We start from the raw sequence: 12,623 nt of genomic DNA on the forward strand, positions 1-12,623 counted from the left end.
TTTTTTTTATATTTGTATATAATTAAGAAGGAGATTTTTTTTATAACAACTACTTTTAAAATTCATTTGGAGCAAAAACTCCTTTGAATCTAAGAGTTTTTATAATATTAATTTATTTTTATGAGGAGTTGATTTCATGAATTTTAATTTAAATACGGATTTAAATAAGAAAGTTCACTTTATTGGTATAGGTGGTATAAGTATGAGTGGACTTGCTCAAATTTTACTTAAGAGGGGATATACTGTATCAGGTTCTGATATGAAGGAATCTTCTCTCACTAAAAAATTGTCACAACTTGGTGCAGAAATATATATAGGCCACCATAAAGACAACCTAAAAAATGTAGATTTAGTAATATATACTGCTGCTATTCCTGATACAAACCCTGAACTGGCACAGGCTAAAGCATTAAATATTCCATTATTTACAAGAGCAGAATTTTTGGGCTTAATAATGAAAGGTCATAAATATAATGTGGCTATTTCTGGAACTCATGGAAAAACTACAACTACATCTATGATTTCCCATATAACATTAAAAGAAAATCTAGATCCAACCATCCTTGTAGGTGGTGAGTTAGATATTATAAATGGTAACGTTCGAACTGGTAAAAGCGAATATTTTATTACCGAAGCCTGTGAATATAAAGCTTCTTTTTTAAAATTTTACCCCTATATAGGTATAATTCTAAATGTAGATGCGGATCATTTAGACTACTATAAAGATATTAATGAAATTCAAAGTACTTTTAAAAAATTTGTGGATCTTATTCCAAAAGATGGTTACCTTATTGCAAATGCAGATGATGCAAGGGCCTTTGAAATATCTCAGAAAGCACTATGTAATGTTGTCACTTTTGGTATAACTAAAGGTGACATTACTGCCAAAAATATATCCTTTGATCCAAAAGGATGTGCAGCTTTTGAAGTCTATAAATGCAATAGTCCTCTATTTACTGTACAACTTAATGTTCCTGGTAAGCATAATGTATTAAATGCATTAGCTTCAATAGCTTGTGCTCTAACTCTTAATATAAGTAACAACTCTATAACAGATGGGCTCTTAAGCTTTGGTGGAACCCATAGAAGATTTGAATATAAAGGCGAAAAGGATGGTGTTACAGTAATAGATGATTATGCTCATCATCCAACAGAAATAAAGGCAACTTTATTTGCCGCTAAGAATTATCCACATAAGAGGGTATTCTGCGTATTCCAACCGCATACTTACTCCAGGACTTTAACTCTTTTTGACGAGTTTAGCAAAGCCTTTTCAGATACAGATGAACTTGTACTAGCAGATATATATGCAGCAAGAGAGAAAGACACTGGTGTAGTAAGTTCTGATAAACTAGGTGATGCTATAAGAAAAAACAATGTAAAATGCGAGAATATCCATAGCTTTGAAGAAATAGTAAGCTTTTTAAATAAAACATTAAAGCCAGGGGATTTGCTTTTAACTGTAGGAGCGGGAAATGTATTTGAAGTTGGCGAAATGTACTTAAAAAATTAAATTTTATTATTTCAAATTAACATTAAACTGATTCATATCAGTTTAATGTTAAGAATTAAAATTTATATTGACAAATAAATTTTGATAATTTATCATAAGGTCATAATATTAATTGAGGAGGTAGGAAAAATGAGATTTAAGAATTTATTTAGAAACTCAGTATATTCTTATAAAAATTTAGAAGATAGTCCTGCCTTAGAAAAATTCTTTAATTAATTTAAAGTTTGATTTTGTAGTCATGGATCTATCGTCCATGACTTTTTATTTCTATTAATTGTTCTATAAAGTTACTTAAAAGTCCGTGGAAAATCCTGGACTTTTTTATTTTTGTAAAAGTCTATACAAAAATAACGGCCACAGGTTCCTGGCTAATTTATCTAAAACAAAGGACTCTGTCTATTTTTCTTACTTTTAAATTATCATTATAAAATAATAATTATATTAAAAAAGGAGGACCATCAATTGAAAAGAGTGCTGAAATATCTGCCTAAATATTATTTGCTCATACTTATACCTTCAATAGCAATGCTTATAGGTATTGGTTTAGATATGATAAATCCATATCTTGTACAAATATTAATAGATAAGGTGGTAATATTAAAAGAATATGAAATTTTAACTAAACTGCTGATCTATATTGGTATTATATCTTTACTTAGATCTGTCCTTGGATACATAAAAGAGTATTGCTTTGACTATATGTCTACTAAAGTTACTACAGACATAAAAAAAGATTTATTTGACCACATTCAAAGTCTCTCTTTCAGTTATTTTGACAATATGAATACCGGTGAACTTATGTCAAGAATAGGTGAAGACGTAGAAAATGTATGGAAATCTTTAGGCTTTGGAATAAATTTAATAATAGAAAATATTTTATATTTTATTATTGCATCTATAATACTCTTTAGGCTAAATTGGATTTTAGCCATTATCTGTTTATCCACCATGCCTTTACTTATATATATAACCACTAAATTAAAAAAGGAGACAGATTCTCAATTTGATAAAATAAGCGATGAAATAGCTATACTAAACACTACAGCTCAGGAAAATATTGCTGGAGTAAGATTAATAAAGGCCTTTGCCAGAGAAAAATATGAAATATTAAAATTTTTGAAATTAAATAATAATAATTATAATCTAAATGTAGGATTAAATTACATACGGGGCAAGTATAATCCTCTTCAAGATTTCTTAGGAAATATATCTACATTACTAGTTGTATGCGTTGGTGGTATATTAGTTATAAAAGATAGCATGAGTATAGGTACCTTAGTGGCTTTTAACAGTTATATTTGGATGCTGATATGGCCTATAAGAATGATAGGAACTTTTACAAATGTTGTATCTCAAGGTTCAGCTTCCGCAAAGAAAATAGATAGAATATTTAAAATAACCTCACAGATAACAAGTCCTAAAAATCCAATACAGCTTAATGAAATTGTTGGAAATATAGAATTCAAAAATGTAACCTTCAAATATAACAAGGAGACTGTGTTAAAAAACATTAATTTAAAAATACCCGCAAAAAGCACTGTAGCTATAATGGGTAGTACCGGTTCTGGTAAATCCTCATTGATAAATTTAATAGGAAGATACTATGATGTTACTTCTGGAAGTGTTCTCATAGATGGAGTAAATGTAAAATCCATAAATTTAGATTTTCTAAGAAGTCAAATGGCTGTAGTTCCACAGGATATTTTTCTCTTCTCTGATACTATAGAAAATAATATAAAATTCAGTAATGTAAGTGCATCTCAAAGTGAAATTGAGAAAGCTTGTAGTGATTCCTGTGCTTTAAACTTTATAGATGAACTTGAAGATGGTTTTAATACAATTATTGGTGAAAGGGGAATAGGTCTTTCCGGAGGCCAGAAACAAAGACTTTCCATAGCTAGAGCCCTTGTTAAAAATTCAAAAATATTAATTCTAGATGATTCCACCTCAGCTTTAGATATGGATACAGAATATAATTTGTTAAAAAATCTCTATAATAGAAATAAAAAAATAACCACTTTCATAATTGCCCATAGAATATCCGCAGTAAAAAATGCAGACATCATCATATTTCTAGATAAAGGTGAAATAGTTGAAATTGGTACTCATGAAGAACTAATCAATAAAAAAGGCTATTATTATGAAATTTATTTAGAACAATTTGAATCTCTAAAAGAAGATGAGGTGATATAATGCCTAAAAATTCTATAAAACAGGATGAAAATATAAACAATATATCCAACAAAGATTTGCTAATTAGATTATTTAGCTACTTAAAGCCTTATAAACTAAGAGTATTTCTTATACTTATACTTTTAATTTACGTAATGCTATGCGGACTGTTAAATCCTTATTTAATGAAAATTGCTATTGATAAATATATTTCATCCAAAAATCTACAGGGACTTATACTGTTAGCTATCGCTATGTTTATATTAAACTTTTTATCTATGATAGCTTCAAAAACAAGCATTCAAATGCTTTCTAAGGTTACAAACAAAATTTTATTAAAAATAAGGCAGCAGCTTTATGAACATATTCAAAAACTTTCCTTTTCATTTTTCGATAACAGACCTGTAGGAAAAATTTTGGCTAGAGTAATTGGTGATGTAAATTCCCTTCAGGAATTGTTTTCAACTAGCTTAACCAGTTTTATACCAGAAATACTAACCCTTATATGTGTAACTTTCATAATGTTTTATATGAACTTTGTATTAGCTTTAATGGCCATAATAGTTATTCCCTTTTTATCAATAACTCTTTTTTCCATAGAAACAATCTCCAGAAAAAGATGGCAAAATTACAGAAGAAAAAGATCAAATCTAAATGCCTATACCCATGAAGATTTTTCTGGTATAAAAATAATACAAGGCTTTTCAGAAGAAGAAAAGACTTCAAGGAGCTTTTTAGTACTTACAAAAGATATGATGGATTCCTTTGTAAAAGCAGTTAGATTAAATGATTCCTTTTGGCCAATAGTAACTTTATCTTCCGGTGTAGGAACTATATTAGTTTTTTTCTATGGAATTTCACTTTTAAAGTCTAATAGAATAACTATTGGAACTATGGTTGCCTTTATAGCTTATATAAGCATGTTTTGGAGACCAATTATAAATATAAGTAACTTCTATAATACCCTTATCACAAATTTTGCCGCTGGTGAAAGAATATTTGAAATTCTTGATATTAAACCTGATATAACCACTATAAAAAATGACATTATGCCTAAGATAACTGGAACTGTAGAATTCAAAGATTTAACTTTCTCCTACAACAATGATGCTACTATTTTAAACAAACTTAACTTCAAAATATATCCAGGTGAAACAGTGGCCTTAGTTGGTCCTACCGGTTCTGGGAAAACTACTATAGTAAATCTTATAAGTAGATTTTATGATCCAACTAAGGGAAGCGTTTTAATTGATAACATAAACATTAAATATGTAAATTTAGAATCCCTGAGGTCTCAAATGGGAATAATGCTTCAAGATACTTTTTTATTTTCTTCTACAATAATGGAAAACATAAGATATGGTAAACTAGATGCTACTGATGAAGAGGTTATAGCAGCATCAAAATCAGCTAATGCTCATGCTTTTATTATGAACCTTGAAAATAGTTATAATACTGAGGTAAATGAAAGAGGTTCAAGACTTTCAGTTGGACAAAGGCAACTTATATCCTTTGCAAGAGCCTTGCTTGCAAATCCTAGAATATTAATTCTTGACGAAGCTACTTCTAACATAGACACTCATACAGAAAAGCTTGTGCAAAGTGGAATACAAAAATTACTTACAGGAAGAACTTCTTTTGTAATAGCCCATAGACTTTCTACTATTAGAAACGCTGATAGAATAATGGTTATAGATAAAGGCAATATAGCTGAATCTGGAACTCATAAAGAACTAATGAAACTTAAAGGATTGTATTATGATTTATTTATGTCTCAATATAAATTTCTAGATTAAAGCTTTTTAATTTTAATTTTCATGTGTAAAATCCTATAGATTTGGGAAAATATAATAGAAATAGAGAATACATAAATCTATTTTTATGATAGGAGTTGATTAGCATGAGGAATTTTATTATTTCAGCCGGCATGGATTTAGTATTAATACTTATATCTTATTTTTTATTTAGAAGTATTATCAGTGGACCTACTCGCCATAAATTTTATGAAAAATTTATGAGTTCTTTTGCAAAGTTTGTTATCTATATATTTATAGCTTCAATTTTAATTACTGGCATAACTGCCCTAATTGTCTATAGAACCAGATATATAGCATATATTAACATTATTGCTCCAGCCATAGTTTCTGTACTTATAGGATTCATTATTTCTGTTGTACCTACAAGAGGTGCTGGTGATAATAAACATAAAATTTAGATAGTACTTTTATTCTCCACTTTATATGATAGAGAACTGAATAATAAAAGCTGTGCCACAATATATTAGGACACAGCTTTTACTCATCTCAATATTAAAAAATAAATTTAGATCAATAAATTATTAAAATGAATTCTAAAGTAACCGGAATTTATAAAATATAGAGATTTCTATATTTTATAAATCTATCTTTTTCTCAATAATATAAGAAGTTAATATAAAAAATACTATAAATATAATGACTTGAAATATAACATCTACTGTATTAAGAGGTACACCATTTATTATTAATGAAGCAAGGTCACTATCCATATTACTGCTGTTAATAGCATTTGTCCCCTGTAAAAAACCAAATATCTTTACATAAAAAGTCTGATGAAATACTTTGTCTATAATTTTATAACTTATAAGTCCTTGTAGTGTAGTTATTATAGCAAAAATTATAAATGCAGCAAACTTTCCCATTCTCTTTTTAGCTATTGCAAGTCTAGTGACAGATATAGAGAAATAAATTGTCATTAATAAAGCAATAAAGCTTGTTAAAAATAAAATCGCTATATTTAACCATTTAATTTTAATTCCCACCATATCCAATGACATTTGTAAGTTTGGTATATCATAAAGAAAATGCTCCAGCTATACACATAGCTATAACATAGAAAATCGAAGAAATTATAAGCTTGGAACCTAGTATAGAATATCCCCTCTGCGGTAAAGTATAAGTTAAATATCCTTTATCATCATATAAGTCCTGTCCAAATAAATTTATACACCATACTAATAAAGTAACTCCAATGGCCACTCCTATAAAAATTGAGAGCATTACAAGAAGTTCTGGTTCCCAGTTGTTCATTCTGCTGATAAGCCCTAGATTAAGAAGTATTATAAGTAAAATCAATATCCCAAAGGATTTATATTTTCCTACAAGTTCATATTTTATAAGTTTTAACATTATTTAAATACCTCCCTGTATAGTTCATCTATAGATTTACCCTTTTCAATTCTAAGTTCCTCCGCGTTTCCCTGTAATACAATTTTACCTTCTGAAATGAAAGCGACATCATCAAATAATCTCTCAATATCATTTACAAGATGAGTTGTTACAATCATAGAGGAATCTTCTCTGCAGTTGTCAAGTATTGCATTAAGTATCTTTTCTCTTGCCGTAGGATCCACTCCGCCTAAAGGTTCATCCAAAATATATAATTTTGCTTTTCTAGCAAGAGTAAGAGAAAGATTTAATTTTTCCAGCATACCCTTAGAAAGTGTTGTTACTTTATCATTTTCATCTAAGTCCATGAATATTAAAAGTTCTTTACATTTATTCTCATCAAAATCCTTAAACATATCCTTATAAAATTTTACTGCGTGTTTAATTTTCATCCATTTATATAGAAAATTAACATCAGGTAAATATGCAACTACTGATTTTGTATATACTCCCGGATTTTGTCCATCAATTTTTATTTCCCCGGAAGTATGCCTTAAAATTCCTGCTGCAATTTTTATAAAGGTAGTCTTTCCACTGCCGTTGGGCCCCAAAAGACCTACTATTCTTCCAAGAGGTATTTCTAAATTAAAATTATTTAGACCTCTTTTTCTAAAATAAGATTTCGTAAGATCTGATGCTTTAAGTATAGGTTCCATTTTAGCACTTCCCTTCTAATTTTTTACTTAAAATATCAATTATTTCTTCAGGAGTATAACCAAGCTTTGACATACTCTTGATAAAAGTATCTATAAACTCACTAGCCATTTCACTTTTTAGCATTTTTATTTTTTCCTCATCTTCTGTAATATATCTTCCAAGTCCTCTTTGACTATGTGCTACATTCTCTCTTTCAAGTTCTTGATAAGCTCTTTGAACTGTATTAGGATTTACTTTCATTTGTTCAGCCAACTCTCTAACAGATGGAAGTTTTTCTCCTTTTTTTAATTCTTCGGTAATAATTCTCTCTTTTATATAGTTCATTATCTGTATATATATTGGAATATTCTCATCAAATTTCATTTTACCACCTCCAGTTAATTACTGTTATACTTACATAATACACTCAATATAATCATTTGTAAATACTTATTTTATTGGAAATAGGAGAAAATGACGAAATAATGGCATCAAACTGCTAAATGGATATTTTGCTCATTAACAAGTGAAAGCTTTTTACTTGGCTTCGCCTCGGTTAAAAGCGAAAGCATTCACGTAGTGAATAGTAAAGGAGGCTTTTTCTCCGCTATGCTACGAAAAAAGCTTTAGAACTAATAAATTAACATCTTTAAATGGGAATATATGTTTTCGAACCGGTTAGGTGGTTAGGATAACTAACTTCAGTGATAAAATTTTTCAAAATATAACTACACAATTCATTAATTCCGTTGACCTGCCAGCAGGGCCATGTTATTAATAAATCTAATATAACTTGATCTTGTTCTATCTCTAAGTTTAAATTAATTAATGAGTAAGCTGAAACTGTTATCTCACACTTTATAGAAGCTTGGGAGTATTACGGATGTTAGTCATCGGATAGAAACAACTATCTAAATGTTACTACTGAAAATCAATAAAAGTCATTATATTAATGTAATATTATTGCTAATCTACCGGGCTAACCGCCCAAAAATCTTTAATGAACCAAATTCCCATATAAAGTTTGCATCTCTTAATTCTAAATTTTTCTATAGTGTAACGGAAGAAAAATATCCTTTACCTTTGACTTTAGTCAAATCTATCACTTTCAACAAGCGCAGCGTCGTTGAAGCTTTCACCTTTCACGAAGTGGAATCTTTAACTTTTTCACCGCGTAGCCTGGTGAAAAGCTTTCACTTGATAGTGAGTAAAAATCACCATTTAACCAATGAACTAACTTCATAGTTTGTTTCATCTTTCTCCACTATTACTAATTTAAAATTTGCATTAAATTTTTCTTGCTTTTTTATTAGTCTTTGTATATAATAATACATGTTGCCGGGGTGTGGCGCAGATGGGAGCGCGCGTGGTTTGGGACCATGAGGTCGCAGGTTCAATCCCTGTCACCCCGACCAAAGTATTTTAAAGTAGTCTATTTCAAATGAATGGACTACTTTTTTTATTTCATATTATATTTATAAAAATAATGTGTGCTAGCTATCGCTAACTCGTTTAAGAGTTCTGGGAGACGAATGTATTTTGTCGTATAGAAGTTTCTACAAGCAGCAATTCCAAAAGCGCAGCTTATATATGTTTTGCCAGCACCAGAAGCACCTAAGATGACTATATTATGTTTCTCTTGGATATAATTACAGGTAGATAGCTTTGTAATCAATGCTTTGTCAAGTTTCCTATCTGCATGATATTCTATATTTTCGATACATGCATCATTAAAGCTAAATTCAGATTTTCGAATAAGTTTGTTTAGCTTATTATTCTTCCTTCTAGACCATTCTGTATCGATTATAAGCCCAAAACGTTCTTCAAAGGATAGGTCTTTGAAGGAGGAATCAAGTAACTGATTGCGATAGGATTCTGCCATAGCAGTAAGTCTTAATTCATTAAGCTTTGAAACAGTAGATTCATTTATCATTGTGAATTCCTCCCATAGTAATCTGCATCTCTAGTAAATCCAAAATCCTCAGATTCTTTATTTCCATGTATGAGGTCTAAAACCCCCGACTTTAGTTGGGCAGCTTTAGCAAATCCGTAGGATATAGATAAATAACAATACTTTGGTATAATAAAATAGGGTGGTATAGTTGGTATATTATAACAAAGGAAGCCATACAGTGCATAAAATAGAATATCATATAGTATGGGTAACAAAATATAGATATGAGATGTTAAATAAAAGTATGAAAATAAGATTAATAGAATTAATAAAGCAGAGATGTGACGCAAGAAATATAAAAATATTAAAAGGATGTATTGTATAAACTATAACTGTGCCAAATAATAATTAAAAATCTGTCCACTAGTATTTTCCAAACCTTTTATACAAACAATATTTAGGTAATAATATTTTGTATAAGAGGAAGTGCAGAGGGTGATAGATTTGAATCAAAAACAGGATATTATATTAAAACATATTAGAGAAGGTAAATCTCAAAGACAAATAAGTAAAGAAACAGGAATATGTAGAGAGACCATAAGAAAATATGTTAGAGACTACGAAAATAAGCTTATTGAAGTAAATGATGACTTAGGTGAAATAGACAAAATTAATATTATTAATGATATAACATCTAAACCTAAATATATTTCATCTCCAAGAGTTAAAAAGGCTTTAACCGATGAGGTTATAGAAAGGCTTAAACAATTTTTAAGAGAGAATGAACAGAAACGATTAAGTGGATTATCTAAACAGCAGAAGAAAAAAATTGATATGTATGAGGTTTTGCTTGAAGAAGGCTATAATATCAGCTATCCATCTGTGGTAAATGCTGTAAACAGCATAGAAAGGAAAAAACGCGAAGCGTATATACGTCAGGAATACTCTCCAGGAGATATAGTAGAATTTGATTTTGGAGTAGTGAAATTACAAATGAATGATGGCACTATAAAGGAATTTCAATTGGCAGTATTTACGGCAGCTTACAGCAATTATAGATGGGCTAGATTATTTCCAAAACAGAATACAGGATGCTTTTTAGAAGCCCATGCTTCATTCTTTAAACATATTAAAGGTAACCACAGAACAGTTGTTTATGATAATACTAGAGTTGCCGTAGGTAAGTTTGTAGGGCATACAGAAAAAGAACCAACAGATGCTCTTCTAAAGCTGTCGCTATATTATAAATTCAGATTTAGATTTTGCAATGCTTACAGTGGTAATGAAAAAGGGCATGTAGAGAGAAGTGTAGAATTTATACGAAGGAAAGCATTTTCAAGAGAGCATACATTTATATCATTAAATGAAGCTAACGCTTATCTTGATGAAGTGCTAAATAAATTAAATTCAAGAACCTTATCTAATTCAAATAAGTCACCGTTTCAACTATTAGATGATGAACGAGAGTACTTATTACCGGATATGCCTCTATATGAAACAGCTTCTATTTCAGATCTAAGAGTAAATAAATATTCAACGATTATGGTAGATTCCTGTTATTACTCTGTACCAGATGATTATGTAGGCACAATGGTACGATGTAAGATATATACCACTAAAATTTTAGTTTTTTATAATGAAAAAGAAATAGCTACACATGATAAAGTTTATGGTATGAACTTGTGGCATATAGATATTATGCATTATTCTAAAACGCTTTTTAGAAAGCCAAAAGCACTTATTAATAGCACAGCCTTTAATCAAATGGATAATGTGCTAAAAGAAATTTACTCTAAATATTTTAACAGTAATGACCGAGATTTTGTGAAACTTATTGAATTAGTTGGTAACTATGGTCTTGTAACTATTAATAATGCCATCAAAAATCTACAGGAAGTATGCCCAACTAATATAAGTATTGATAAAATTGAATTTATCTGTTCTAGAAAGGATGATCCTAAAATTATATATCTGGAAGATCATGATGATGAAATTATGAATAATTCACTTAATATTTTAAATGAATTTAACAGTCTTCTAAAGCAGTAAAAGATGTTTATTTTGTTTTGGGTATCTTAAAAAAATCCGTTAGGATTGAGTTTACAAGATTATATATGTATAAGGAGAAAAGCATGATTGTTACTAAAAAATATATAAATGACTTAAGAGAACATTCATTTTTAAATATATCGAAAGATATGGAAATTTTTATTCTTGAGAAGTTTGGCAAAGAGCCAGAAGCAGACGAAGAAGGATATGTTTATGAATATACAGAACAAGATATTTATGAACAGATAAGGAAAATACTTAGAGCTAAGTAAGTACTTAATTTTAATCTACTACTTGAAAATATCTTTTTTAACCATATATATTGTGTTTCAAAAAAACATTCAAGGGAGTGACTTTATGGATGCTAAGAATTCATTTATTAGTGATATAAAAACATATGCTAAAATAATGAAGCTGGGAGTTATAAAAAGTGATATTGAACAGTCAATTGAAGATGCTAACACTAATAACCTTAGTTATGAGGAATTCCTATATGGACTTCTTCAAAAGGAATGTGATATAAGAAAGTATAATTTGACTCAAAGCAGAATTAGAACAGCCAGTTTCCCCTATAAAAAATATTTAGAAGATTTATCAATTGAAGATTTACCAGCTGACGCTCAATTGAAGTTAAAGCACCTTAGCGGCTTAAAATTCATAAAGGACGGGCAGAACGTAATTCTTTCTGGAAACTGTGGAACAGGGAAAACACACATTGCTATCGCATTAGGAATAAAGGCATGTTTAGAAGGATATAAAGTATTATTTACAACTGTACCTCTTTTTATTACACAATTAAAAGAATTAAAATCTACTAAAAGTTTAAGAGGATATCAAAATAAACTTTCTAAATATGATTTAGTTATATTAGATGAATTTGGATATATATCTTCTGACAAAGAGGGGGCGGAGCTCCTGTTTACTAATATCTCTTTAAGAGCAGGCCAAAAATCCACAATAATTACAACTAATCTTTCTTTTGACAGGTGGGGTGAAATATTTGGCGATCCTGTGATGACTGCTGCAATGACCGATAGGTTGACTCACAAATCTTACGTTGTTAACATGAATGGAAATTCTTATAGAATGAAAGAAACTAAGGCTTGGTTAGACACTCTTGAAAACTAATTTCCATCTTTTGGTGGAAAGGATT

13 protein-coding genes and 1 tRNA gene are annotated in these 12,623 nt (G+C 29.5%); 9 read left to right on the forward strand and 5 right to left on the reverse strand.

The window, feature by feature from the left end:
* The first annotated feature begins 136 nt into the window (after window positions 1–136).
* From murC to CLPA_RS18300, 4 genes are all read left to right on the forward strand, one after another.
* Window positions 137–1,513, forward strand: coding sequence for a UDP-N-acetylmuramate--L-alanine ligase (murC, locus tag CLPA_RS18285; RefSeq protein WP_004455566.1), 1,377 nt, complete (start codon window positions 137–139; stop codon window positions 1,511–1,513).
* Between the two features lie 462 nt (window positions 1,514–1,975).
* Entirely contained in the window at window positions 1,976–3,706 is a 1,731-nt protein-coding gene (locus CLPA_RS18290; protein ID WP_004455564.1) for an ABC transporter ATP-binding protein, read from the forward strand.
* Complete coding sequence (locus CLPA_RS18295; RefSeq protein ID WP_004455563.1) at window positions 3,706–5,481, forward strand: ABC transporter ATP-binding protein; 1,776 nt, start codon at window positions 3,706–3,708, stop codon at window positions 5,479–5,481. Before CLPA_RS18290 ends, CLPA_RS18295 begins: the two co-directional genes overlap by 1 nt.
* A gap of 104 nt (window positions 5,482–5,585) precedes the next feature.
* Window positions 5,586–5,900, forward strand: coding sequence for a hypothetical protein (locus CLPA_RS18300; protein ID WP_004455562.1), 315 nt, complete (start codon window positions 5,586–5,588; stop codon window positions 5,898–5,900).
* A 177-nt stretch (window positions 5,901–6,077) separates the two neighbouring features.
* On the opposite strand, the gene CLPA_RS18305 is transcribed toward CLPA_RS18300, so the two are convergent.
* Genes CLPA_RS18305 through CLPA_RS18320 form a run of 4 tightly spaced genes read right to left on the reverse strand, consistent with a single transcriptional unit; the run spans window position 6,078 to window position 7,911 of the window.
* Window positions 6,078–6,500, reverse strand: a complete 423-nt coding sequence (locus tag CLPA_RS18305; RefSeq protein ID WP_004455561.1) for a hypothetical protein — start codon at window positions 6,498–6,500, stop codon at window positions 6,078–6,080.
* A gap of 16 nt (window positions 6,501–6,516) precedes the next feature.
* Entirely contained in the window at window positions 6,517–6,852 is a 336-nt protein-coding gene (locus tag CLPA_RS18310; RefSeq protein WP_004455560.1) for a hypothetical protein, read from the reverse strand.
* A complete protein-coding gene (locus CLPA_RS18315) occupies window positions 6,852–7,547 on the reverse strand; it encodes an ABC transporter ATP-binding protein (RefSeq protein ID WP_003447821.1) in 696 nt (231 codons plus the stop codon). Before CLPA_RS18315 ends, CLPA_RS18310 begins: the two co-directional genes overlap by 1 nt.
* 1 nt (window position 7,548) lies before the next feature.
* Window positions 7,549–7,911, reverse strand: a complete 363-nt coding sequence (locus tag CLPA_RS18320; RefSeq protein WP_003447820.1) for a GntR family transcriptional regulator — start codon at window positions 7,909–7,911, stop codon at window positions 7,549–7,551.
* Between the two features lie 955 nt (window positions 7,912–8,866).
* Here CLPA_RS18320 and CLPA_RS18325 point away from each other — a divergent pair.
* Window positions 8,867–8,942, forward strand: a tRNA-Pro gene (locus tag CLPA_RS18325).
* Between the two features lie 44 nt (window positions 8,943–8,986).
* On the opposite strand, the gene CLPA_RS18330 is transcribed toward CLPA_RS18325, so the two are convergent.
* Window positions 8,987–9,460: an ATP-binding protein gene (locus CLPA_RS18330; protein WP_003447819.1), complete on the reverse strand. Its 474-nt coding sequence runs from the start codon at window positions 9,458–9,460 to the stop codon at window positions 8,987–8,989.
* Window positions 9,461–9,659: 199 nt separating this feature from the next.
* Between CLPA_RS18330 and CLPA_RS18335 the strand changes: the two genes are divergently transcribed.
* The 4 genes from CLPA_RS18335 to istB all read left to right on the forward strand — a co-directional run bounded on the left by CLPA_RS18335 (window position 9,660) and on the right by istB (window position 12,598).
* Window positions 9,660–9,806 (forward strand): transposase, encoded by a 147-nt coding sequence (locus CLPA_RS18335; protein WP_158380946.1) that lies wholly within the window; start codon window positions 9,660–9,662, stop codon window positions 9,804–9,806.
* A gap of 110 nt (window positions 9,807–9,916) precedes the next feature.
* Complete coding sequence (istA, locus tag CLPA_RS18340; protein WP_034830606.1) at window positions 9,917–11,470, forward strand: IS21 family transposase; 1,554 nt, start codon at window positions 9,917–9,919, stop codon at window positions 11,468–11,470.
* 83 nt (window positions 11,471–11,553) lie between these two features.
* A complete protein-coding gene (locus CLPA_RS18345) occupies window positions 11,554–11,742 on the forward strand; it encodes a hypothetical protein (protein WP_003447816.1) in 189 nt (62 codons plus the stop codon).
* 85 nt (window positions 11,743–11,827) lie between these two features.
* A complete protein-coding gene (istB, locus tag CLPA_RS18350) occupies window positions 11,828–12,598 on the forward strand; it encodes an IS21-like element helper ATPase IstB (RefSeq protein WP_034830604.1) in 771 nt (256 codons plus the stop codon).
* Window positions 12,599–12,623: the final 25 nt, after the last annotated feature.

The sequence above is a fragment of the Clostridium pasteurianum DSM 525 = ATCC 6013 genome (assembly GCF_000807255.1).
GTDB classification, from domain to species: domain Bacteria; phylum Bacillota; class Clostridia; order Clostridiales; family Clostridiaceae; genus Clostridium_I; species Clostridium_I pasteurianum.